The 23,278-nt window shown below is 67.6% G+C and carries 21 protein-coding genes and 6 pseudogenes; 5 read left to right on the forward strand and 22 right to left on the reverse strand.

Features of this window, described 5'->3' with window-relative positions; genetic code table 11:
- Positions 1-143: 143 nt before the first annotated feature.
- The 3 genes and pseudogenes from OG966_RS01685 to OG966_RS01695 all read right to left on the reverse strand — a co-directional run bounded on the left by OG966_RS01685 (position 144) and on the right by OG966_RS01695 (position 1,749).
- Positions 144-1,028: a universal stress protein gene (locus OG966_RS01685; protein ID WP_326647506.1), complete on the reverse strand. Its 885-nt coding sequence runs from the start codon at positions 1,026-1,028 to the stop codon at positions 144-146.
- A 206-nt stretch (positions 1,029-1,234) separates the two neighbouring features.
- A pseudogene (locus OG966_RS01690) lies at positions 1,235-1,435 on the reverse strand (integrase core domain-containing protein); the annotation flags it as partial.
- Positions 1,436-1,512: 77 nt separating this feature from the next.
- Positions 1,513-1,749 carry a hypothetical protein gene (locus OG966_RS01695; protein ID WP_326647507.1) on the reverse strand — a complete coding sequence of 79 codons (237 nt, stop codon included), beginning with the start codon at positions 1,747-1,749 and terminating at the stop codon, positions 1,513-1,515.
- Between the two features lie 575 nt (positions 1,750-2,324).
- Between OG966_RS01695 and OG966_RS01700 the strand changes: the two genes are divergently transcribed.
- From OG966_RS01700 to OG966_RS40665, 3 genes are all read left to right on the forward strand, one after another.
- Complete coding sequence (locus OG966_RS01700; protein WP_326647508.1) at positions 2,325-2,855, forward strand: hypothetical protein; 531 nt, start codon at positions 2,325-2,327, stop codon at positions 2,853-2,855.
- Positions 2,856-3,048: 193 nt separating this feature from the next.
- Positions 3,049-6,639: a DNA polymerase III subunit alpha gene (gene dnaE, locus OG966_RS01705; protein WP_326647509.1), complete on the forward strand. Its 3,591-nt coding sequence runs from the start codon at positions 3,049-3,051 to the stop codon at positions 6,637-6,639.
- Positions 6,632-6,931, forward strand: coding sequence for a DUF6300 family protein (locus OG966_RS40665; protein ID WP_442806653.1), 300 nt, complete (start codon positions 6,632-6,634; stop codon positions 6,929-6,931). Before dnaE ends, OG966_RS40665 begins: the two co-directional genes overlap by 8 nt.
- Before the next feature lie 364 nt (positions 6,932-7,295).
- On the opposite strand, the pseudogene OG966_RS01710 reads toward OG966_RS40665, so the two are convergent.
- The 12 genes and pseudogenes from OG966_RS01710 to OG966_RS01765 all read right to left on the reverse strand — a co-directional run.
- Positions 7,296-7,709: pseudogene (locus OG966_RS01710) on the reverse strand (HAD family hydrolase); the annotation flags it as partial.
- A gap of 4 nt (positions 7,710-7,713) precedes the next feature.
- A pseudogene (locus tag OG966_RS01715) lies at positions 7,714-8,085 on the reverse strand (M24 family metallopeptidase); the annotation flags it as partial.
- A complete protein-coding gene (locus OG966_RS01720; protein WP_326647510.1) occupies positions 8,042-8,320 on the reverse strand; it encodes a hypothetical protein in 279 nt (92 codons plus the stop codon). The gene OG966_RS01720 and the pseudogene OG966_RS01715, both read right to left, overlap by 44 nt.
- Positions 8,321-8,452: 132 nt before the next feature.
- Positions 8,453-8,833 (reverse strand): hypothetical protein, encoded by a 381-nt coding sequence (locus OG966_RS01725; RefSeq protein ID WP_326647512.1) that lies wholly within the window; start codon positions 8,831-8,833, stop codon positions 8,453-8,455.
- Positions 8,830-9,417 (reverse strand): TetR/AcrR family transcriptional regulator, encoded by a 588-nt coding sequence (locus OG966_RS01730; protein WP_326647513.1) that lies wholly within the window; start codon positions 9,415-9,417, stop codon positions 8,830-8,832. Before OG966_RS01730 ends, OG966_RS01725 begins: the two co-directional genes overlap by 4 nt.
- A 256-nt stretch (positions 9,418-9,673) precedes the next feature.
- Positions 9,674-10,123, reverse strand: coding sequence for a Fur family transcriptional regulator (locus OG966_RS01735; RefSeq protein WP_326647514.1), 450 nt, complete (start codon positions 10,121-10,123; stop codon positions 9,674-9,676).
- The gene (locus tag OG966_RS01740) at positions 10,120-10,716 is read right to left on the reverse strand and encodes an ATP-binding protein (RefSeq protein WP_326647515.1); all 597 of its coding nucleotides are present in this window, start codon (positions 10,714-10,716) and stop codon (positions 10,120-10,122) included. Before OG966_RS01740 ends, OG966_RS01735 begins: the two co-directional genes overlap by 4 nt.
- A 199-nt stretch (positions 10,717-10,915) precedes the next feature.
- On the reverse strand, positions 10,916-11,092 hold the full coding sequence (locus tag OG966_RS01745; protein WP_326647516.1) for a hypothetical protein: 177 nt from the start codon (positions 11,090-11,092) through the stop codon (positions 10,916-10,918).
- Positions 11,089-11,292 (reverse strand): hypothetical protein, encoded by a 204-nt coding sequence (locus OG966_RS01750; protein ID WP_326647517.1) that lies wholly within the window; start codon positions 11,290-11,292, stop codon positions 11,089-11,091. Before OG966_RS01750 ends, OG966_RS01745 begins: the two co-directional genes overlap by 4 nt.
- A 179-nt stretch (positions 11,293-11,471) precedes the next feature.
- Positions 11,472-13,568, reverse strand: coding sequence for a SpoIIE family protein phosphatase (locus tag OG966_RS01755; RefSeq protein WP_326647518.1), 2,097 nt, complete (start codon positions 13,566-13,568; stop codon positions 11,472-11,474).
- A gap of 184 nt (positions 13,569-13,752) precedes the next feature.
- Positions 13,753-14,004 carry a hypothetical protein gene (locus OG966_RS01760; protein ID WP_326647519.1) on the reverse strand — a complete coding sequence of 84 codons (252 nt, stop codon included), beginning with the start codon at positions 14,002-14,004 and terminating at the stop codon, positions 13,753-13,755.
- A 69-nt stretch (positions 14,005-14,073) separates the two neighbouring features.
- Positions 14,074-15,189 (reverse strand): annotated as a pseudogene (locus OG966_RS01765) (hypothetical protein).
- A 256-nt stretch (positions 15,190-15,445) separates the two neighbouring features.
- Between OG966_RS01765 and OG966_RS01770 the strand changes: the two are divergent.
- A pseudogene (locus tag OG966_RS01770) lies at positions 15,446-15,771 on the forward strand (M20/M25/M40 family metallo-hydrolase); the annotation flags it as partial.
- A 65-nt stretch (positions 15,772-15,836) separates the two neighbouring features.
- On the opposite strand, the pseudogene OG966_RS01775 reads toward OG966_RS01770, so the two are convergent.
- The 7 genes and pseudogenes from OG966_RS01775 to tnpA all read right to left on the reverse strand — a co-directional run.
- A pseudogene (locus OG966_RS01775) lies at positions 15,837-16,013 on the reverse strand (hydrogenase expression protein); the annotation flags it as partial.
- 54 nt (positions 16,014-16,067) lie between these two features.
- Complete coding sequence (locus tag OG966_RS01780; RefSeq protein WP_326647520.1) at positions 16,068-17,486, reverse strand: hydrolase; 1,419 nt, start codon at positions 17,484-17,486, stop codon at positions 16,068-16,070.
- 214 nt (positions 17,487-17,700) lie between these two features.
- Entirely contained in the window at positions 17,701-18,216 is a 516-nt protein-coding gene (locus OG966_RS01785) for a SigE family RNA polymerase sigma factor (protein WP_442806799.1), read from the reverse strand.
- Positions 18,217-18,362: 146 nt separating this feature from the next.
- Positions 18,363-18,743, reverse strand: a complete 381-nt coding sequence (locus tag OG966_RS01790) for a GntR family transcriptional regulator (RefSeq protein WP_326647522.1) — start codon at positions 18,741-18,743, stop codon at positions 18,363-18,365.
- Positions 18,740-19,513: a hypothetical protein gene (locus OG966_RS01795; protein ID WP_326647523.1), complete on the reverse strand. Its 774-nt coding sequence runs from the start codon at positions 19,511-19,513 to the stop codon at positions 18,740-18,742. The genes OG966_RS01790 and OG966_RS01795 overlap by 4 nt, the downstream gene beginning before the upstream one ends.
- Before the next feature lie 303 nt (positions 19,514-19,816).
- Positions 19,817-20,326, reverse strand: coding sequence for a DUF5990 family protein (locus OG966_RS01800; RefSeq protein WP_326647524.1), 510 nt, complete (start codon positions 20,324-20,326; stop codon positions 19,817-19,819).
- Positions 20,327-21,496: 1,170 nt separating this feature from the next.
- A complete protein-coding gene (gene tnpA / locus OG966_RS01805) occupies positions 21,497-21,958 on the reverse strand; it encodes an IS200/IS605 family transposase (RefSeq protein ID WP_326647526.1) in 462 nt (153 codons plus the stop codon).
- A 27-nt stretch (positions 21,959-21,985) separates the two neighbouring features.
- Here tnpA and OG966_RS01810 point away from each other — a divergent pair, with 27 nt between their 5' ends.
- The gene (locus tag OG966_RS01810; protein ID WP_326647528.1) at positions 21,986-23,230 is read left to right on the forward strand and encodes an RNA-guided endonuclease InsQ/TnpB family protein; all 1,245 of its coding nucleotides are present in this window, start codon (positions 21,986-21,988) and stop codon (positions 23,228-23,230) included.
- Positions 23,231-23,278: the final 48 nt, after the last annotated feature.

The following is a 23,278-nucleotide window of genomic DNA, read 5'->3' on the forward strand; positions in this document are numbered from 1 at the left end:
TCGGTGGGCTCAGGTCGGTCCGTCGCCCGGCGCGCCCGGCGACGGCGGTCCGGCGTTGGGTGGGCCGCGCAGCGTTGGCGATCCTGCTCGGAGGATGCCGGGAGCGCCCGCTGCGACGCCCCACCCGCGACGGATGACATGCGTCAGGCGTGCGGAACGACGGCGACGGGACAGAGAGCGTGGTGGATCACCGCATGGGTCACCGAACCGATGTGCGCGCCCGATGCCGCCCTGCGCCGGCCGACGACAACAAGTCCCGCATCGGACGCGGCCTGGACGAGGTGGCCGGCCGCCCGCCCGGGAGCCGCCTCCTCGGACACCTTCACGCCCGGGAACCTGTCCCGGTGGGGACGCACCGCGTCCGACAGCGCCGACTCCAGCTCCGCCTTGGTCCCAGGGTCGGGGCCGCCGTGCCCGGCAGTCGCGGCATGGTGGTGAAAGCCCGGAAAGTGCCAGGTGTGCACGATGTGCAACGGGACGGCGTGTCGGGCCGCGAAGTCGAACGCGAAGTCGAGAAGTTCGTCCTTCACATCGTGTACGTCCAGACCGAGGACCACTTTTCGGCGTCCGTCGCCACCGGGGGTGCCGGCGCTTGCCTCGCGGTCGCCGTAATCCGGCCGTACGAGTACCACCGGGTGCTTGGCCTCCGCCACGACCTCCTGCCCCACCGAGCCGACGATGAAGCCGCCGACGGTGCCGAGTCCGGGCGACCCCAGGACGAGAAGGTCCGCGTCGGAGCCTGCGGCCAGCAGCGCCCTGGCGGGGGCGTCCTCGACCTCCTCCGTGGCCATGGCGACCCCCGACCGGCGCGCCCGGACGCGCTCCTCCATCGCGCCCAGCAGAGTCTGCTCCCGGTCGGTCCGGGTCTCGCGGGACGGCTTCACGGCCTGGAGCTGGTGCTCCTGCCACTGCGAGGCGTTCACCAGCCGGAGGCCGGTACCGCGCGCCGCGGCCTCGTCCGCGGCCCAGTCCACTGCCGCCAGGCACTCGTCGGAGTCGTCCACTCCCACAACGACGGGTCGGGACATGCTCTCTCCTTGCCTCGGGTTCTTGCGGCGGCCGCCACGAGAGCCGTCACGGGCATCCGCGCAAGAGGGCGCCTGATCAAGAAGTTACCCATGCAACGGAAATGTCGCGATTCAGGGCATCACAGACAGTGAACCGTGCCCTCCGCGGGCGGCAGGCACCGGTGGTCCGTGCGCGGACGGCCGGCCCAGTCCGTACCGACGAGGCCCTAGGTGTATTGCCCCGTGAGGCTGGGGACGCGGTTGGCGGGTGGTTTGCCTGCAAGCGCGGTGTGTCCGCGGTGGTGATTGTGGGAGTTCAGCCACTGCGGGAACGCTGTCGGCGTTCGGCTTCCGAGCGGTAGGGCCTTGTGTAGGCCCGTTCGTCGAGCAGGGTGGTTGGGGCGTTCGACCTTGCCGATGCTGAACGGAAAGTCAACGTTCACGTAGGTAGGCGGCAGCGCCGTTCGGCGGAGCCGGACGGTCGCACTGCGTTTCGGCTGGGCGGTCAGGCTGTGGTGGTGAGGGTGACCTGGTGGCCGAGGGCTTGGAGCTGGCGGACGAGGTCGCGGGTCTTGCGGGCGGGGTTGAGATGTCGCTGGTGCCAGTCGGCGCCGAGCTCCTGGTAGTGAGCGTCGGGGTTGTCGAGCAGGTGCCAGGTGATGACAAGGATGGAACGGGCAACCGCGACGAGGGCCTTGGCGTGGCCGCGGCGTTTGCCTTGGCGTTGCAACCGGTTCCCCACGGAAGGACGGCCTCCGGGCCGGCGGAGATGCCCGGCGCACCGCCCTCCCTCTCCCACAGCTCGCGAAGTCCGGGAGCCATGCTTCCCATGTGGCAGTCGCCCAGGTTGGGGATGTCCACGGACAGGGGCGGGAAGACAACCAGTTCCCCGATGTCGCCCACGCCGCAGGTGTCCAGGAGGGACTTGTAGTCGCTCGGCAGTTGCGTACCCAGCGCGGCTTCCGCCGCCGCCCAGTCAATGCGCTCTTCGCCCCGGTGCTCCGCGGGGACTATCCGAAGCAGAGCGTCAACATCGGCATGAATGGTCATAGTTCCGGCTCCTTGAGTGCGGAGACCGCTCACAGTAACCAGAGGGTCTGACGCAGCGCCGGACCAGATCAACCGAGACAGCACGTGGTATCCAGTCGCTGAGGATCCTCGACCGCCCGGGGTCTCAGTTGATCTGGTCGACGCAGGTCGCCGTCGTCCCCGAAGAGCAGATCGTCTGAGACGGGACAGCCCGCACGTGGAGTGGAAGGGCTCGCGCCTCGATGATGCAGCGGTCCGCGACGATGGCTGGCCACTTATCCTCGGTGTATGCAGCAGCGAGGAAAGCGGCCTGCAGTCCCCTCGACTGCGGTCGCGCGGCGCCGGATTGAGGATCAGATTCCGGTTCAGGACATCATCGACCGCTATGTGGTGGACGGTGAAACCGCCCGGAGGATAGCTGAGGGATACGGCCTGAATGAGCGATATGTCTTCAGACTCCTTGAGCGCCACGACGTACCCCGTCGAGGGACGCGAAAAGCTCTGCCCCTGTCCAACGGGGAGATCGCGCGCCGCTATCTAGAGGGGCGGGTGGAGATCCAGGCCATGGCTGCAGAGTTGGGCGTGAGTCGACACACAATCGCCAAGCGTCTGGACGAGGCCCGGGTGAAGCGTCCCGCGGGGCACCGAGGGCGAAACCTCCCGGACGCGGAGATTGCCGCACGGAACGAGGCAGGAGAGTCCGCCCGTGCATTGGCCGCGGAGTTCGACGTTTCACACTCAACGATCCTGAAGCGCGTGGCCCGGCACCGGGACGCAGAGCTCCAGCGCACGAACAGTGGTTCACAGTCAAGTCGGTGAGACGTTCGAGCCTCCCGTTTGCACTAACCAGTGGTCACCTGAGGCTGTCCACTGACAACTTTGAGTGATAGATCGAGGTCACCGTTTCGCCCAGTTCTGGATCACGGTTCGGCGTGCGTACATCCGGCGTTTCGCCCCCGATCCGAGGGATAGGGTGGAGCCTTCCCACGACTGCTCCGGAGGTGCCTGCCCGGTGGCCGACAGCTTTGTTCACCTGCACAATCACACCGAATACTCGATGCTCGACGGTGCTCAGCGGCTGAAGCCGATGTTCACGGAAGTCGAGCGCCAGGGCATGCCAGCGATCGCCATGAGCGATCACGGAAACATGTTCGGCGCCTACGAGTTTCAGCAGGTGGCCAAGGGCTTCGAGGGCGTGAAGCCGATCATCGGGATCGAGGCGTACGTCGCGCCGTCCTCCCGGCGCAACCGCAAACAGGAGTTCTGGGGCCCCGGCGGCGTCAGGGCGATGTCGGACGACGGCGAGGGCTCGAAGGACGTCTCCGGTGGCGGCCGCTTCACCCACATGACGATGTGGGCGCAGAACGTCAAAGGACTGCAGAACCTGTTCTATCTGGCGACCGAGGCCAGTTACACGGGCCAGTTCCCGGCCGGCAAGCCGCGTATGGACATGGAGCTGATCTCCGAGCACGCCGAGGGGATCATCGGGACGACCGGCTGCCCCTCGGGCGCGATCCAGACCCGGCTTCGTCTGAACCAGTACGACGAGGCCCGGGAGATCGCCGGCCAGTACCAGGACATCCTCGGGAAGGAAAACTACTTCCTGGAGCTGATGGACCACGGCCTGGACCTGGAGCGCAATGTCCGGGCCGACCTGCTGCGCCTGGCGAAGGATCTCGATATCCCGCTGCTGGCCACCAACGACGCGCACTACGTTCTCGAAGACCACGCGGACGCGCACGACAACCTGCTGTGCATCGGCGTGGGCAAGAACAAGGACGACCCTGGCCGGTTCAAGTTCAACGGCACCGGCTACTACCTCAAGACCGCTGCCCAGATGCGGGAACTCTTCTCCGAAATCCCCGAGGCGTGCGACAACACACTGCTGATCGCGGAGCGCATCGAGTCGTACGAGTCGGTCTTCGAGAACGTCGACGAGATGCCGAACTTCCCTGGCGTTCCTGAGGGCGAGACGCAGGAGTCCTGGCTGCGCAAGGAATGCCTCAAGGGCCTCGCCATGCGCTACGGCAACCCGATCCCCACCGAGGTCCTGGAGAGGTTCGAGACCGAGATGTCGGTCATCGGCCCGATGAACTTCTCAAGCTACTTCCTCGTCGTCGCCGACATCTGCCAGTACGCCCGCGACCAGAAGATCCCCGTCGGCCCCGGCCGTGGATCGGCAACCGGCTCGATCGTCGCGTACGCCACCCGTATCACCGAGCTGTGCCCGCTCGAGCACGGACTCCTCTTCGAGCGGTTCCTGAACCCCGAGCGCATCAACCCCCCGGATGTCGACCTCGACTTCGACGACCGCCACCGCGACCGGATGGTGCGCTACGTCGTCGACAAATACGGCGACGAGTTCACCGCCATGGTGAACACCTTCGGCAAGCTCAAGGCCAAGAACGCGATCAAGGACACATCGCGTCTCATGGGTTACCCGTTCAGCCACGGCGAGCGGATCACCAAGGCCCTGCCGCCGGACGTGATGGGCAAGTCCATCCCGATCAGCGGGATCTTCGACGAGAGCCACCCCCGCTACGGGGAAGCCGGTGAGATCCGGGCACTTTACGAGAACGAGCCGGACGTCAAGAAGGTCATCGACGGCGCCAAGGGCGTCGAGGGCCTGATCCGCAACACCGGTGTCCACGCGGCTGCGGTCATCCTGTCCAAGACACGCCTCACCGACCGAATTCCGCTCCACATGCGCGCCAAGGACGGCGTCAAGATCACCGGCTTTGACTACCCCAGTTGTGAGGACATGGGGCTGGTCAAGATGGACTTCCTGGGGCTTCGGAACCTCGGCGTCATCGACCACGCGATCCAGAACGTCCGGGAAAACCGCGGCATCAACATCACCACCGACACAGTCCCGCTGGACGGCGCCCAGCCGATCCCACTGGACGACGCCACCACCTTCCAGTTGCTGGCGCGCGGTGACACCTTCGGCGTGTTCCAGCTCGACGGCGGCGGCATGCGCACCCTGCTCAAGCAGATGGAGCCCAGCCGGTTCGAAGACATCGCAGCAGCCCTCGCCCTCTACCGGCCTGGCCCCATGGCGGCGAACGCACACACGAACTACGCGTTTCGTAAGACCGGCAAGCAGGAGATCCAACCGATCCACCCGGATCTGGAAGGGGCCCTGGAGCCGATCCTGGGCAACACGTTCCACCTGCTCATCTACCAGGAGCAGATCATGGCCATCGCCCGGCAGCTCGCCGGGTACACGCTGGGCGGCGCCGACCTGCTGCGGCGTGCGATGGGTAAGAAGAAGCCCGAGGTGCTGGCCGCGGAGTGGGACAAGTTCTCCGACGGCATGATGAACCAGAACGGCTATTCCAAGGAGGCCACCCAGGCTCTGTGGGACGTCATGCTCCCGTTCTCGGGCTACGCGTTCAACAAGTCCCACACCGCCGGATACGGGCTCGTCTCGTACTGGACCGCCTACTTGAAGGCGAACTACCCGGCCGAGTACATGGCCGCACTCCTCACTTCTGTGGGGGACGACAAGGACAAGGCTGCGATCTATCTGGCCGACGCCCGGAAGCTGGGCGTTCAGGTGCTCCAGCCGGACATCAACGAGTCCGTGGCCAACTTCACCGCCATCGGCGACGACGTACGGTTCGGGCTCCGTTCGGTGCGTAACGTCGGTGAGGGCGTCATCGAGTCCCTGGTGGCCTCCCGCAAGTCGAAGGGCAAGTACAACTCCTTCGCCGACTTCCTCGACAAGGCCGACATCGGAGCCCTCAACAAGCGGGCCGTCGAATCGCTGATCAAGGCCGGTGCCTTCGACTCGCTCCAGCACACCCGCAAAGGGCTGTCCGCCGCACACGAGGACGCCATCGACGCCGTCATCCCAGTGAAGAAGCAAGCTGCGATCGGACAGGACGACCTGTTCGGCGATCTCGGAGGCGACAGCGACGAGCCGGTCTTCGGCCTGGACTTCCCCATCGACGACAGCGAGTGGCCACGCAAGCAACTGCTGGCCGCAGAGCGCGAGATGCTCGGCCTCTACGTCTCCGCACACCCACTGGACGGCACCGAGCACATTCTGTCCCGCAACCGGGACACCACGATCAGCGAACTCCTCGGCTCAGGCCGCACGGAAGGCGTCGTGCAGTTGTCCGGCCTCATCACCAGCGTCGATCGCCGGATGACCAAGCAGGGCAACCCCTGGGCGATCATCAATCTCGCAGACCGTGACGGCGAGATGGAGATCCTGTTCTTCCCGGCCACCTACACCCTCGTCCAGCACGCCCTGATCCCCGACTCCGTCGTCTCCGTCCAAGGACGCCTCAACGACCGTGACGGGGCAGTCAGTATCTTCGGGCAGGAAATTCAGACGCTGGACGTGTCCTCCGCAGAGAGTGGCGGGCGACCTCCGGTGATGCTCGCGTTCCCCGCACACAGGGTCAACGAGCCGGCGGTGACTGAGCTGAAGCGCATCCTCAGCGCCCACAAGGGCGAGAGCCCCGTGCGTATGCGCATCCTGACGCCGCAGAAAACAGTCATCTACGAACTTGGGTTCCTCGTCGATCCCACCTCAGTCGCCTCCGACATCAAGGGCACTTTCGGCCCGGACGCCTGGATGGGCCTTGCGTGAGCGACCAGGAAGAAGCAATCGTTTCCAGCTCGCCGATCCTCCGAACTGCTCACCGTGCGGCGGACCGGGCCTGCTCCTGGCCCAGTTCCCGCACTCGTGGAAGAACGCCCGCGGCGAGGACGTGAACGGCCTTCGTGAAGCTGTGCTGTGCCCCGCTTGTGACTGCGGTGAGCCAGCCGCTGATGAGCTGTTGGCGTTGTTCGCTGTAGACGACCAGGTCGGGCTATCCAACGTCGAAGTGTTCGGCAGGCTCGTCGCGGCTTGGGTGGAGTCCGTACGCCAGAACGCGTGACTCTGCTCGTCAACCCCACAGCCGGTCAAGGCGCTGTCCAAGCGGTGTACGAGGCTTGGGGTTATCGAAAGGTCGGCGATCAGCAGCCGTTCCCTGACTCGCCTGTCTTCGCCTCCATGACGCGCACCGTGCACCAGTCCTGACGCGCCCACGGCTTCACTCGCCCTTTGGATCCTGATCTGGCTGCGGTCCGAAGGCGCGCCGACACCGGGTATGGAGATCGGGTATGGAGATCGGCCACTCCGCCGCCTCATCCACGCTGCGCAGCGTCCCGGTTGCCCTGTCGGGGTCCTGATGCGACGTCCAACCGCACTCGAGGCCGTCGAAGACCTCGACGACCGTCTCTACGGCCGGGGCACGACGGTCAGCGCCCTTCAGCGTTGAGCTTGGCGATCTTCTCCGGCAGCTCCGCGAGCGAGTCGATGCGCATCGTCGTGGCCGCATCCGCGTCCGGGTCGCGCCGCTGGATCGTGCCCCAAGGACCACGCCGGATCAGGGCAGTCAGAAGCCCCGCCTGCACGGCCGGTCGAATGTCGTTGTCGAGCCGGTCCCCGACGTACAGAATCTCTCCCGGCTCGGCAGGCGTCGCGTCGATGACATGCTCGAAGAACTTCACGTCCGGCTTCGACGCCCCCCAGTCGTCACTGGTGGCGATCATGTCGGAGGGAAGGTCCAGCCCCCGCAGCAGTCCGCCGGCCCGCACGGTCTGGTTCCCGGCGATGCCCACCCACAGCCCCGCCTCACGCGGAGAAGCCAGCGAGGGCCGGACGTCCGGGTACCAGGTCGGCGGGACGGGGGGTGCCGACGGTGAAGCTGATCGCGGCGTCGCCGGTCCAGCCGTCGAGTTCGGCTCTGCAGTCGATGCTGACCGCGCCGTCGCGCAGGCGGTAGTCGTCGGGGATGCCGTGCATGAGGGCGTCGTTGACGGAGGCGCAGATTGCCGCTGGGAAGGGGGTCGTGGCGAACGAGGGCTGGTAGCCCAGGAACGGAGAGCGCGCCCCAGCCTTGGTCAGGACGGTGCGGGCGGCTTCGTCGAGCTCGCGCAGGCGGCCCCCCGCGGCTGCCGATTGGCGGGCGGCTGCGAGGGCCTCGGCCACAACGCGTCCGGCTTCACGCATCGTCTCCAGAGCCGTGTCTGTCTTGATCTCCACCATGTGTCGTGACTCCCTGCGATGCGACGCCGGCCGCGAAGCGGTGGACCGCACCGCGCACGGTGACGTCGTTGCATTCGAGCAGGTCGGCCACTTCGGGCACGGTCAGGCCCCGCCCCATCAGCCGGATGCAGTCCAGACGCAGTCCGGTACCCGGCGCGAGATCGCGTGCCCGCAGACGCTCACGCACCTCGCGTTTCTGGTCAGACGTCAATTCCACACGCAGGATCTTCGGCATGGACAGCCCCTCCCTGCCCTGCCCCATGCCCGAACCACAGCCCGCATCACCGAGGCCGTTGTGCGTGGGGAGGCTGCCGGCGGCTCGGATCAGCTCCGCGGGCACCGCTGCTGTATCTCTCCGGGGCTGTCGCTACGCGGCGCCCGCCACTGTCAGGACCGCGACCGGCAGGAGCAGAATCCACTGCGGCAGCCGCAGCAGTGGATTCGGCCAGCCGACCGACAGCGTGACGACCAGGAAAGCGACTGCGTACGCGACGAAGTGCGCAGCCACGAACCACGCCACCAGGCCGGTCGCTGACGTAACGTCCGCCAGCGCGAGGTAGACCAAGGCGGCTGCGGAGAGCACCAGGTCGACGCTCACCATGTGCCACACGGCATGAAGGACGCGTTTGGGTTCGTCTGCGAGTCCGCAGGACAGCAGCGGGCGGACCACATCCCGGTGCCCGCCGACGATGTGCGCTGCGGCCACACCGAATGCGGTGATGCCCGCTGCGAGAAGCCAGCCGTTCATCGGATCTCGATTCCTTTGGCTATGACAGCAGCCAGCCGGCCGGCCAGCTGAGGGTCGGGGTGTTCCCCGACCAGGCCGACGTGGAAGAACACGGCTCCTGCCAGCGTGTCCAGGACCAGATCCACGGGCGTGTCGGCCGCGATCTCCCCGCGCACCACGGCGCGCTCGAAGACGATCAGCAGCCGCTCCTTCGACGGGGCCAGGAAGTCGCTGCGGATGCGCGCCTTCAGCACCGGATCGGCGGCGAAGTCAGCGAGCAGCCCCGGGAGCGCCGCTGCGGCGGCAGGTGCGTGGAACTCGTCGACCAGGCCGCGCAGCAGTGCGGTCAGGTCCCCGGCCAGCGTTCCGGTGTCTGGGACCGGAGCACGGTCGGCGGTCGTGAACACGGCCTCGAAGACCAACTCCGGCTTGCCCCGCCACCGCCGGTAGACCGTGTCCTTGCCGACACCGGCACGGGCAGCCACCGCCCCGATCGATGTCGCGGCGTAGCCGACCTCGATCACCAGCTCTGTGGCCGCGCTGACGATCGCCTCGTGCGAGCGGGGATCCCTGGGACGTCCCCTGGAGGACGCAAAGGAGCTCATACCGATTTACCATACGGGTCGACCCGTATGGTAAGCAACCCCGGTCGGCGTGCCGATGGACATCACGGCTGCAGAGCATGCACACGCGCCATGAGACGAGCCGCGGCAGCGGCGCCAACCACAACGCACTTACTCAAGACCGCTTAGGACCATCACACAGTCACCGACGCGATCAGCATCGTGAAGCTGGACAGCGGTGGCGCCCGCCTCCACATGGCAGGGGCTCATTCGATGCGAGCGGAAGCGTCCGACGCCATCAGGACGCCACGGCGCTGTCCCGGCAGTCGGGGCACAAGCCCCAGAAGGTCACGGCGGCCTCCTGGGTCTCGTACTCCTTCGGCAACTGTGGCTCCATGCAGGGAGCCGCACCCACCGTGCACTCGACGTCACGGATGGCGCCGCAGCGACGGCACACGAAGTGGTGGTGGTTGTCGTGGTGCTCGATCTCGTAGCGAGACGGATGGCCGGGAATCTGCGTGCACCGGACCAAACCGGCGTCCGTGAGGGCGCGCAGTACGTTGTAGGTGGCCTGGAGGGACAGGCGGCCCGTGACTCGCTGGGCGCGCTCGCGTAGCGTGTCGGCGTCGAGGTGGCCGGGCGACTCGCAGACAGCCACCAGCATGGCCATGCGCTGGGCAGTGACCCGCATGCCTGCCGTGCGCAGCCGTGTCACGGCCAGCGCCATGGGCTCCTCGGCGGTCGTCATACTGCCTCGCTCTTCAGGGCGTCCAGGCCGTGCAGGTCGGTCTCGCCGATCCATGGTGTGTGCCGGCCGTCCAGGTCGGCTGTGTCCACGTCGACGGACAGCTCGAACCACACGCTCTTCCCCACGGCCCCGTACTCATAGCCCCACCGTGCGGCCAGCATGTCCACGAGTGCCAGTCCGCGGCCGTCCTCATCCTCGGGGCCGGAGTCGGTCGGGCAGGGAGGTTCCGAAGAGCCGTCGCTGACCTGGCAGCGCAGACCGGACACCCGCTCGAGGGTGAGGCGCAGCGGGCCGACCGCGTGACGCAGCGCGTTACACACCAGCTCGCTCGCCAGCAGCTCGGCGGTCGGGACGAGCTCGCTCACACCCCATCGGGGCAAAACGTTACGTATCGCGGCCCTCGCCACACCGCACGCGGTCGGTGACCACGGCAGCGGCCAGGGCCCGGCCACGAATGATTCCACGCAGTTCGCGGCCAGGGGCGCGTCGACGGCCCCGGAGGGTGCGGACAGAGCGGAGCGCTGAGGGCCGGCGGAAGCCGTATCGGCGATCGTTCCGCGCGTACGAGAGGCTCGGGGGGCTGTGCGGTCCATGAGGGCGCGCTTTCGGGGGACGGTTGCAATCTCTCTTTCGACGGTACGGCTTTTCTGGAGTCAGTCAAGACTATGGAGTGCATCAACCTTCATGATTCTTACAAGCTACTGGAGAGGGTCGCATCCGGCTCTGGGCTCCGGAAGCCCGGCTATCCCGCCGGTGGACCCGGCGAGCGCGGCACGGCGGACGGCAGTACGTTCACGGGCGGCGGGCCTGGGCTTCGCGCGCCTCTGCTGCCCGAAGCTTGTCCTCGGCGGCCTGCTCCCGGCGCTCGACTTCCGACAGCGAGGCCTGGTCGGCCTCGCGCTTTGTGGTGATGAACTCGGTGAGCGCCTCGGAGCTGTCGAAGCCGAGGTCACCGAGGAGCTTCTTCACGGCGGCCCGCCCTGGGTCTTCTCACGGGCCAGCAGTCGGGACAGGTGCTCCTGCGTGACGCTGCCGTTGGGGGCGCCGCCGTCATCACCAGGCTTATTGGATTCGTCTTCCGGCGAGGCACCGAGTACCGGGTAGATCGGCCGACCATCGCGCCGGTACTCGAGCGGCGCCAGCGGCAAAGGAAGCGAACGGCGCGTCATGCACGAACCATCCAGTGGTCTCCAGCGCCCCTCGCGCCAATGATCAGTGAAGCGACCAGGCGGACCGGGCCGCTTTCCGATCGGGTCGCTTCTGCCCGGACGGGTAGCCGAGAGCACTAAGACGAGGCGGATCGAACGCCAGCTCCGGCCGCTGCGTCTGATCCCACCCATCCCTCCAGTCATCCAAGATGTTCGGAGTCGGGCGTGAAGGGCTGTGTGCGGGCGATGAGCAGGGCGACGTCATCGGGGTCGTCGGGACGCCGGAGTTCGTGAAGGAGCCGGTCGCAGGTTTCCTCCAGAGAGCGGTCGGGCCTGTCGAGCAGGTGGAGGAGGGTATCGAGACGTTCGTCGATGGGACGGTCGCGGGCTTCGACCAGGCCGTCGGTGTACAGGACCAGCTGGTCGCCGGGGGCGAGGCTGAAGTTGGTGGTTTCGAAGGGGACGCCGCCGACGCCTAGCGGAGTGCCCGTGGGCAGGTCCAGCAGTTCGGGCTGCTGGCCAGTGCGCACGAGGGCGGGAGGCAAGTGGCCGGCATTGGCAATGTGGCATTCGGCGCGGTGTGGGTCGTAGGCGGCGTAGAGGCAGGTGGCGATGTAGTTCTCCAGTCCTGAGGTGATCTTGTCGAGGTGCTGGAGGACTTGGGCGGGGTCGAGGTCGAGGTCGGCGAAGGCGCTGGTGGCGGTGCGCAGGCGGCCCATGGTGGCTGCGGCGTCGATGCCGCTGCCCATGACGTCGCCCACGACGAGTGCGGTTTTGTCGCCGTCGAGCGGGAGAACGTCGTACCAGTCGCCGCCGACCTCGTAGGTGGCCTGTGCAGGCCGGTAGCGTGAGGCGATCTGCAGACCGGGAAGGTGGGGCGGGAGGTCCGGAAGCAGGCTGCGCTGAAGGATCTCGGCGGCGTTGCGCACGCTCTGGTGCGAGAGTGCGTTGTCGATGCACACGGCGGCGCGGGAGCCCAGCTCAGCGGCGAGGGCGAGGTCGTCCTCGTCGAACGGCAGCGGGTCGCGGGCACGGGTGAGCCCCAGAAAGCCGAGGATGTGGCCGCGGGCGGTGAGCGGGACCAGCATGTAGGAGTGCACGCCGGCGCGGGCCAGCAGAGCGGCAGCGTGGTCGTCGCGGGCGATGCGCGCCAGGTCGTCGTCACCCACATGGGAGACCAGGATCGGGCGGCCGGTGCGTACGCATTGGGTGGCCAGGCGGTCGGCGCCGTAGGCGGCGGTCCGGCCGGGTGGGTCGACGGCCTGGACGGCTACGGTGGAGTAGGCCGCCTTCACCGCGAGGGCGCGAAAGACCGCGGGGCCGTCGCGGGGGGCAGGGCGGTCCTCGTCCAGGGCGGAGTCGAGCACGTCGACCGTGACCACGTCGGCGAGCTCGGGCACGGTGACCTCGGCCAGCTCCCGGGCGGTCTGTCCCACCTCCAGGGTGGTGCCGATGCGCGCGGAGCCGTCGACGATCAGGGCCAGGCGCCGCCGGGCCTCAGCAGCCTCATTGGCTGCCTGATACCGGTCGGTGACATCCACCACCAGGTCGGCCACCCCGAGCACACGCCCCTGGGGGTCCTCAAGCCGGTACAGCGAGATCGACCAGGCGTGCTTGTCCGGGTCGGCGGGGGTATGACCGACGACAGTGGACTGGTCGACCATGGGGATCCCGGTTGTCAGCACCTGCCGCATCGCCGACTCGGGCACCTCGAACTTCGCGGAAGTCATGATCTCGCGGTAGTGCCGGCCGAGGTGATCCTTCACGGGGATACCGTGCATCCGCTCCAGGGCGGGATTGACGGCCACGTACCGCAGATCGGTGTCGAGGATGGCCAGCCCAATGGGGGACTGGGAGACCAGCCGGGTGGACAGCGCGACATCCCGCTCCAGCTCACGCAACGTCGGCTCGTCGGTGGCGAGCCCGAGTGCATAGAAGTCGCCGCGGTCATCCAGCAGCCGCATGTTGCGGAACTCCACCAGGCGAGTACTGCCGTCCTTGTGCCGGATGGGGAACGCTCCGGCCCAGCTCTCACCAGTCCCCATGACGTGGGCGAACAGCTTGATCATCAGTTCCCAGTGCTGTTCGTGGACGAGCAGTGACGCCGCGTACTGCCCGAGCGCCTCTTCGGCGGTGTAGCCGTACAGGTCCTCAGCCTGCGGACTCCACAAGACGATGCGACCATCGGCATCCAGCAGCACAGCGGCGACACCGAGGAGGTCCATCAGTCCGCTCGGCTGCGACGGCCGTCCCTCCGGCTGACCGGCGTCGGCCGGTCTCCCATCGGCTGCGCTCACGCGGCGCTCCTTCCACCTGCCGGACCAGCTGGGCTGTCACCCCGCTGCGGTCCGTGGCCCGTCCACCTATCTGTGGGCCGCCCCTTTATCTGGTGAGTGCTTCGGCTTCCATGGTCCCCCCCGATCAGCCAACCGCACACGGCGTCCGTAGGGGCCCGTCGGACCCAGGCCGTTCAAAACGTGATCATTCTTCGTGAGCAATCGCTGGGATCAGCGGCGCACCCGGTACATCGCGGTCTGCCTCAGGGAGACCGAGGTATGCGCGTACGGCAGCGTTGTCTCCGGTCGCGTCGGCGAGGCGGGCAGCAGCGTCGAAGGCGCATGCCTGGATCCTCTCGATCTCCGCCTGTGCGTCGCCGATGGGGTATCCGGCATCGATCAGCATCCGCAGGCCGGTCGCCATGGACAGGACTCCGGCTCCGACGCCCTTGACCACCTCGTCGAGGATGGCGGCGGCCCCGGGGCCCTGGCCGACCAGGTAGCCGACCAGGTAACCGGGAGCGGGCTAGAAGAGGCCCGCGCGCATGTGCTGCGTGAGGTTCTCAAGGAGCTCCCGCAGCCACAAGCTGCGGACGGCCGGCAGCCGGACCAGGGTGTGCTGGAACGCTCCCGCGTCGGCCCGGAACAGGTGAGGGGGCGCGCATAGCGGGTGGGTCGTCGCGCAGGACGCCGTCGGGCATGCCGCCCGACGCGGGGACAGGCAGATGCGGCTCGGGGAAGGCCAGCCACAACCACACCCCAACCGGCAACGGCACCAGGTGCGCGGAGGCAGCCGGGCCGGCCGAGTCGGCCGGGGCCCAGGCTTCCCCCGTCTGCGGATGGGTTGGCACGAGGAAGATGTCGGCTCCCTTGTCGGGGGCGGGCCGTCCCGGTCCGGCCAGGACTGCGCGCCGCGCCCCCGGGCCCGCGGGCAGCAGAGCGTCGAGGGCGCGTTGGAACACCTCCCCGACCAGACCGTCCGGGACCGTCACCGGCCGACCCTCCGAGGCCACCAGTAGATGAGCGAGTGCCCGGCCGGCCGCAGCCTCCCACTGCGGGCTCCACGACCAGAAGTGGTTCGACCCCAGCCGCGACCCCCACGTGGCGATCGGCTCGAACGGAGGCATGCCCATCCCCTCCGCCACCAGCTCCGCCCAGGACAACGGTGCGGCGTCGGCGCCGTCGACGGGGAGGCAACGCACGGCGTCCGGTGCGAGCCAAACCGCTTGCCAGAGCGAGCAGTCGTCGATCCGGCTCGCCACGGGCAGGCCGCAGGCCTCGCAGGCCATGTTGGGGCCATCGGCCCCGTCGAGGCCGCAGCAGGCGCCGCCACGTTTTTCCGGGATCAGCAGGGTGCTGCGGGTATCCCCGGGTGCAATGACGATCGCGCCGGGTGCGCCATCGGACAGGGCGTAGACCGGCGCGTAGATACCGCGGGCGGCCGCCTCGTCCGGATGATCTCCTCCCACCTCCGCCACGGCGGCCCCCAGGGCTCCGGGTCCACGGCGAACGTGCCCGGTTCCATCAGCACGGGGAGCTGAATCCCGTTTCCGTACTTCTGACGGGCGTGGGCCGGAAGAGCGACCTGGGACAGCGAGGTGGTCAGCTCGGCACCGCACCCCGCACACACAAAAACGAACAAATGTCCTCCGCCTGGGAAACAGAGACATCATCGCAGCTCGGCAGTGGCCAGCCAATCAGGTTTTCGGGATGGCCTGAGGGACAATCAGCCGTCACTCAGCGATTACAGCCCACAGAAGTTGAGCCAGAACCAGATACGGTTCTGGCTCAACTTCCGTGACGCACGTACGGAGTGTGACGACCTCTGCCGAGTGGATGAGCTAGTCAACGGCGCATGGACCGAAAGTCAGTCCTTGCGCTCTCCCGGCGGCTGCTTGCTCAAGTCTGCGTTCGCAGCACTGGCTCCGATCTCGATGAGGCGGAGATCGCGGTTCAGGGAGCCATCAGCCGGCCCCCGATGCCTGAGTCGGCGTCGGCCGAGCTCTTTGCGGTGGCAGAGAAGCTGCTTCCTGGCCTCGAAGGCAAGGCGGTCGGCGGCGGAAGCGACGGCAACTTCACGGCCGCGCTGGGGGTGCCAACACTCGATGGCCTTGGGGCAGTCGGGGGCGGTGCCCACGCCGACCACGAGTACCTGGTGATCGAAGCCATGGCCGAGCGGGCGAGCCTTGTTGCTGGACTGGTGAACGCGATTCAGAACACATAGAGAACGAGCATGCACGACCTGTGAGCGATCACGCGAGGTCGCCATCTGTGATCCCCGAGATCCGCGGGCGGCGCGAACGTCAACTCCACCGCCCCGTCGTACCGGGACAGACCCGCAAGGTCTGGGACTCCACCGCTGTCCACGGCGCGACATCAGCCACCGGCTCGACGCGGTACTCGTCCACCCACATCACCGGTGTTCGGCAGTCGCAGCCGAACGATCGCGTTGCCACCCGGATCCACCGCCCCGGGGCGGGTCACCGTACCGCTCCCGGCACGTGTCGGCCAGGGGCTGCGTCACACGGTGAACTTGACGGCCTCAAGCCAGAGCGAGTTGCTCAGGGTCCCGCCGAAGATCCAGTTGTCCCCGCCGGGTTCGTCGCAGCCCAGGCCGTGCCAGCCCTCGTTGTGGACGTGCGCGGTCTGGCAGACTGCGCCGTCGCCGACGTTGATGACGAACCCCAGCATGTACGGGGCGTCCTTCTTCGTGCTGCCGATGTAGTTGTCGATGCCGTCGACCGCGCCCGACCACGGCGCATTGTAATGGCCCCGGCCGTTGCTCGACTTGGGGTCGTGGACGAAGGCGCTGGCGGCCGTGCCCTTGGTGTCGGACACCGCGATGTTGAGCTTCTTGATCGGCCTGTTCTGGCCCACCGTGCCGGCCATGGCGCCGTCGCACACCGGATCCGTCCAGCCCTTGCCCGTTACATAGGCCCGATAGCAGATGTGCCGGCCCGGGTCCTCCGCAGCCAGTTGCTCGACAGCAGTCGCCGCAGTGTCCTCCGGAGGCTTGGTCGTCTCCTTCGTCTTGCCTTCGTCCGTGGCCCCGCCACCACCACCTCCGCCGGCTTGCGTCGGAGTCGGGGACGCCGCAGAACTCGAGGGAGGCGGCGGCACCACGGGCTGGGCAGAGACCGAAGGGCTGGGCTCCAGCGTACTGATGCCCGCCTCCTGGAGCTTCTCCGCGGCGGCGCTGCGGACTTGGGGCTTGTACGCGATCCACAGCATCACGAAAGTGATCGCGAGCGCCATGAAGACGCCCAGGAAAGTGGCGAGCCAACGGGGCAGGAACCCGCGCTGCACGTACGTTCCCTCGACGGGCTGAGGCCCGGTCCCGGAGCGCTGGATCGCGAGAGCGTAAGGGCGTTGCTCCTTCGAGCCGAACCAGATGATATGCCGCGGCTTCAACGTCGCCTTGACGAAGACGGCGCGCCCCGGCTCGATCTGGATATTGCTGGGGTGGATGTCGTACGAGAGATGATCGCCGTTGTCGCTGCCGCTGATCGAGGCCGTGAGCTTGGTATTGCCCAAGTTGTCGACGGCGAGCTTGGGCCGCCCCCGGAAACGCCCCTTGACCGTCGGCGGCACCAGCTCCGCCCTCACCTCAGTGAAGGGCGTGATGATCAGGTTGCCCTCGGGGACCGTGGAGGCCTCGGGTTGCTCGGTCGGCGTGATCCGCACCGCATATGGGTTCGGCCCCGCCGTCGCATCCCGACTGCGCGGGGGCGCGAACGTCAACTCCACCGTGCCCGTCGTACCGGGGTAGAGCCGCAGCGTCTGCGGCTCCACCGTCGTCCAGGGCGCGACATCACCCACCGGCTCGAAGCGGTACTCGTCCACCACATCACTGGTATTGCGCAACCGCAGCCGCGCCTTGGTGCTGCCGCCGGGGTCCACGGTGCTGGAGGCGGGCTCCAGCGAAGTCCAAAGGCTCACGTGGGGACGGTATGCGGTGGGATCACGCCAGGTCACCAAGCCTTGGGGCACCACTGTTGCCTGAACAGGCACCTCATGGGTGCACGATCAGGCTCTGCTGCCGCGGAGGTGTTTCGGCCGCGGCGGGAGGGCTGTCCGTGGATCCGGGTGTGCCGCTGGGAGACGATGGTCGTCATTCGTGACGGTCCGCGGCTGCGCACCCGCAACTTGGGGCTCATGCCGAGCTGGAATCGAGGTCGCGGAGCTCCAGTTCCTGACGGAGGCGAGTGAGTGCCCGGTGCAGCGTGCTCTTGACAGTGCCGATCGACATGCCCAGGGCGGCGGCCGTCTCTTGCGTGGATATCTGCTCCCAGTGGCGCAACAGGACGACACTGCGCTGCCTCGGGGCGAGCACTCTGAGGGCGTCCATCAGCAGGGCACGGTCGGCGTGCTGTCCGGTGAAGTCCTCGACGGATGCGTCAGGGAGCTGCTGCGTGAGGACCTCCTCCAGCTTGCGGGCCCGCCACCACTCGGTTCGCGTGTTGATCATCACGCGGCGCAGGTAGGCGTCCGTCAGGCGCTTGTCCGTGATGGCGTCCCAGCGGCCGTACGTGCGTACGAGCGCGGTCTGCAGCAGATCCTGCGCATCGAGCGGGTCGGCGACCAGACCCCGGGCGCTGCGCAGTAGCGCATCCTGCCGTGTACGTACGTACTCCTCGAATTCCAGCACCTTGTCCTGGTGCTTGGGCAGGTCCACGTGTCGGTTTCCTTACGTTGCCAATGGGTTGATCGCGGTGGCTCATGCCTCGAAGAGCCCAGGCAGGGCGGCGAGCTGGGCGCGAATCTGCTCGTACGGCGATATCGGGCGGGTGGTGTCCACACGAATGGCGGGGCCGGTCATGGCCAGTCCAGGGCCTTGCGGACGGCGGTCAGGATGGCTTCGGTGTCGGCGCCCAGAGCGCGGGCGGCTGCGGTGAAGTCCCCGGCCAGTGCGGCGAGTTGGACTTGGTCGGGGTGCTTCGGTGCGGGCGGGAGGGCTGCGACCCGGGTGCCTGCGCCACGGCGGGTGCGGATCAGTTTGGCGGTCTCCAGCTCGCGGTATGCGCGGGCCACGGTGCCCGGTGCCAGGCCCAGGTCGGTGGCGAGCTGACGCACGGTCGGCAGGCGCTCGTCCTCGGTAAGTCGGCCTGTGGTGATCAGGGCGGCGAGCTGGACGCGGATCTGCTCGTACGGCGGTACCGGGCTGGTGGTGTCGACGCGGACGGCGAGTGCGGTCATCGTCGGGCCACCCGGGGCACCACCACGGTGAACAGAGACCATCCCAGGGTGAACAGGGAGAGCAGGCCCAGGGGGTAGATCGCCATAGAGGTGACGGAGCCCATCATGCCGGCGCAGTTACTGTCCGCCAGATAGGTGGCGATCATCAAAACGACGACCAACAACAGGCCCGAGACCAACACCCCCCAGGCTGCGATGATCGCCCACGAGCGGTCGCGGCGCTGCTGGTCGTCGCCCCCACGACGGGCGACACGGCGCAGGGCCCAGGCGCAGGCGACTGTGCCGGTGACGAGAGAGCCGAGGATCTGGCGGCTGTCGAGGATGCCGGGCCAGAGGATGACAGGTGGTTCGGTCCCGTCACAGCCGCCGTCAGCCATAGCCCCGATCGCCCGGTCCGTGGCGTCTTGGGTGGCCGTGACATCCCCGATGCCCACCAGCACGACGAGGAATACCGCCTGGAGGAGAAGTAGACGGGTGATACGGGGCGGCACGTGGTCCCGGACCCGGCGCGGGGTGAGACTGGCGGTGCGTACCGCCTCCCGAGGGCGGGGGGTGAGGGTGTCGCCGAGCAGGACGCCGCCCACCGCGCACAGACCGACAACGGTGGCGAAGCTCACCAAGGGCACTCCCGCGTCGAAGAGGGGGTAATTGGTGATGTCCATGGTGGCCCACAGCGGTGCGGCCACGACGCCCACGGCCAGACCGGCCCAGCGGGCGTAGCGGTCGGCGCGGGCACGGAGGCGGGATTCGGGCCGGTCGGTACCGAGCATATGCGGACCCCAGTGAGTGGTGACGGCTGCGCGGCTTGCGCCCGGCGCTTGCGGACGCTGCCTGCCGCAAGCCCTGCTTGTATCGATCAGTTAGTACAAGATGCACCGGGGCGGAATCTTGTGTCAATAGCTCGATACAAGTTGGGGCGAGTGGCCATGCCCAGCACTTACAGCACGCCCTGGCCGGAACTGTCCGGCTACTCCTCCCAGTTCACCGAGGAGCCGCTTCGGGTCACGCCGCGCCGGCCGCGGCGGAGCGTCCCCAGCTGCGTGCCCAACCGGCCGACGGTGATCGGCCGGGGCTCACCCGCCGGAGGCCGGGCGTGATTCAGCGCTCCGTTCGGCGGGTCCGGCGGGTTCGGCGGTCCAGGTGATATGCGGGGGCACAACCCGTGCGCACAGGGGGTTGCCGCATGCGTCGCTCAGCCCGAGGCGTCCGACCAGCATGCCGTCGCGGGCGGCGGCGGCGAGCACCTCCGCCGGGATGACGTCGAGCATGAGCTTGGCGCGGCGGAACATGGTGAAGACGCCCGAATCGTCGACCGTGCCCCATGACAGGTAGATGAACCGGCGGCCCAGACGGTCCTGCACATAGGGGCCTTTGACGTCGATGCCGGTCGGCGAGGCGGTCGCGGTGCACTCCAGGGTCCAGGTTGCCGACTTGGCGTCGCCGGGCTGCGGCTCGAGGAGTTCTGCCGGACGGTCGCGGCGTTGTACGGCGACGTGGATGTTGCCGTACACGGAGACGTTGCCGTCGGCGGGGGCCGGGCAGGTGAGGCCGGGCAGGTCGACGGCGTCGATACGGATGCGCATACCGGCCATCATCCCGGCATCGTCCGCACCCGGCACGTCGCGGTCCGCCTGGGCCCACTCTCCCGATACGCAAGCCGACTCGTACTCCGTCAGGAGGAAGACGAAGGCGGACCGTCCCAGCGCCTCGGCGCGCGTCCCGGTCGACGGTCTTGCCTACGTAGTCGGAGCGTGTTGCTCGGCCCAACTCCGGGCGATGCGGCGGCAAGTGAAAAAGTTCAAGGAACTGCGGGCAATGTCAGCGGCGGCCACGTGCGGCCGGAGCGGCGCCGCGACGTGACCTGCGTCGCCAGGTTCAATGCCAGTACGAGGTCTCGCCCCCTGGCTGGTCGCTGGAGAGCCCCCACACGCACAACAGGACGAACACCAGCACGATCAACAGGAGACACCCGCATCCCGTGAGCAGCTCACGCAGATGGGCTCGCCGCCCTTGAGGGGTACCGGTCCGCCAGCTCGGGTCGATGGATGCTGTGCCGTTGCCAAGGGCATCAGCCAGGTGCAGCAAGTCCTCGGAGTGATACACCCGCGTTGTGCTCTCTCCCCACGTGCCGTGCCCCGTCCGCGTCTCGCACCGTACCCCGTGAGCTTCGGCGACCTTGTGGACACAGCTTTGACGCACACGACAGACCGCTGCGGCTTCTCGGGCTCTCAGCCAAGTGCGGCCGCAATTCTGCTCATCCGCCATCATCCACGCCCCCGTAACTCCTGTAGGGAGATACCCAGTTGCCGACGCGATGAGCCAGAATGGCGAAGGCAGTCCGAGAACGGCCACGACAAGCGTGAATCCGTACTGCGCCGGATGGAGACCATCCCCTCGTGTGACCGGCCACAGCCGCCGCCGAGCACGCCCAAACCCGTTTGAACGCACGCCTGGTGCCGCATTGCGGTCAGCGGCTACCGGTGCCGCGAAACCGAGCGCCGGTGACCGACGCCTTCCGGAGTCGAGCATCAGCTGGTCACGACCATCGAGGAGCAGCGGCTCGCTGCCTGCCCGGCCGGGAATCTCGGGCCGGCCGTCACCCTCTTTCCGTACCCACTGCGCGGACTGCGGCCTCGAGTACACCGGTCCGTGGCGGCTCATCCCCGGCCGGCGCTGGGTCTGTAGACGTTCTTCTTACAGTCCCGGTTATTCATCCAGTGGGTTACCGAGACTCTTGCAGAAAGCCCCGGCGTTCACGCCGGGGATGAATGCATCTCAAGACTGCTCTGACGTGCACTTTGGAGCGGACGTTTTTGCTGTTCGATGTACTGGCGGACGATGGCCAATGGTGCTCCGCCGCACGATGCGGAGAGATACGAGGGTGACCACAGGTGCCCGTGCATGATGGCGCGGGTGATCCGGCCGGTGAACTCCTGCCGTATCCGGCGGGCGGAGACAGCCTTGAGGCTGTTGACCAGCTTCGAGACGGCGACCTTGGGCGGGTAGTTGATCAGCGGGTGGACGTGATCGCGTTCGCCGTTGAACTCTTTCAGCTCCGCTTCGAAGTCCTCGCAGACCTTGCGCATGATCTCTTCGCAGCGTGTCAGCATCTCGTGGTTGAACACCCCACGCCGGTACTGCGTCACGAAGACCAAGTGCACTTGCACGGCCGAAGCGACGTGCCTGCCATGCCTGTAGTCGTTCTCCTTATCCATGAGACCAATCGTCGTAGGATCTGAGGTGTGCAGCTCCGCTACAACTACCGGGCCTACCCGGACGCCTCCCAGCGCCGGGCGCTGGCAAGTGCGTTCGGGTGCGCCCGCGTGGTGTGGAACGACTGCCTGCGCGACCGGAAGGAAGCGCACGCGGCAGGACTGCCGTACGTGAAGTCGACCGAGCTGTCCCGGCTGCGCATCACCCAGGCCAAGCGCACCGAGGAACGCGCCTGGCTCGCCGACGTGTCAGCGGTCGTCCTGCAACAGTCTCTGCGGGACCTGGACACCGCCTGCAAGAACTTCTTCGACTCGGTCAAAGGCAAGCGGCAGGGCCGCAAGGTCGGCCCTCCCCGCTACAAATCGAAGAAAGACACCCGGCAGTCGGTCCGCCTCAACACCAACGCCTTCTCCCTCCAGGACGACGGCACGGTGTACGTGGCCAAGGTCGGCAACCTCAAGGCCAAGTGGTCCCGCCGGCTTCCGGCCGCCCCCACGTCCCTGACCCTCACCAAGGACAGCTCCGGCCGGTACTTCCTCAGCTTCGTCGTGGACACCGAACCGGACATCCTCCCCGGCCTGGAGACCGAGGCCGGTGTCGACCTCGGCCTGTCCGCCTTCGCCGTCCTGTCCGACGGCAGCAAGATCGACAGCCCCCGCTTCCTGCGCCGCGCCGAGAAGAAGCTCAAGCGCCTTCAGCGGGAGCTGTCCCGCAAGGTCAAGGGGTCGAAGAACCGGGCCAGGGCCCGCCTCAAGGTCGCACGCCGGCACGCCAAGGTGGCGGACCGGCGCCGGGACTTCCACCACAAGGCTTCCACGCAGATCATTCGCGACAACCAAGCGGTGTATGTGGAAGACCTTGCCGTGTCCGGCCTCGGGCGCACCCGGCTCGCCAAGTCCGTGCACGACGCGGGGTGGTCGGCGTTCGTCGGCATGCTGGAGTACAAGGCGGTCAGGCACGGCCGCACCTTCGCCAAGGTGGACCGTGCTTTCCCGTCCTCGCAGGTCTGCTCGGCCTGCGGATCCCGGGACGGCCCCAAGCCCCTGCACGTTAGGGAGTGGACGTGCGGCGCGTGCGCCACCGTGCACGACCGCGACCACAACGCAAGCCGCAACGTCCTCTTCGAAGGACGCCGAATCGTCGCCACCGGACGGGTGGAGACGCCAAACGCCTGTGGAGCGCCAGTAAGACGGGCACACGTGCCCGCACAGCGCGTTGAAGCAGGAAGCCCCCGGAAGGGTCAGACGACCCAGACCGGAACCCCTGGACTTTAAGCCAGGGAGCACGTCAAGGCACTGCTGGTGCTACCAGGGCTCAGGCTC

It is taken from the genome of Streptomyces sp. NBC_01750, from assembly GCF_035918095.1.
In the GTDB taxonomy this organism is placed as follows: Bacteria; Actinomycetota; Actinomycetes; order Streptomycetales; family Streptomycetaceae; genus Streptomyces.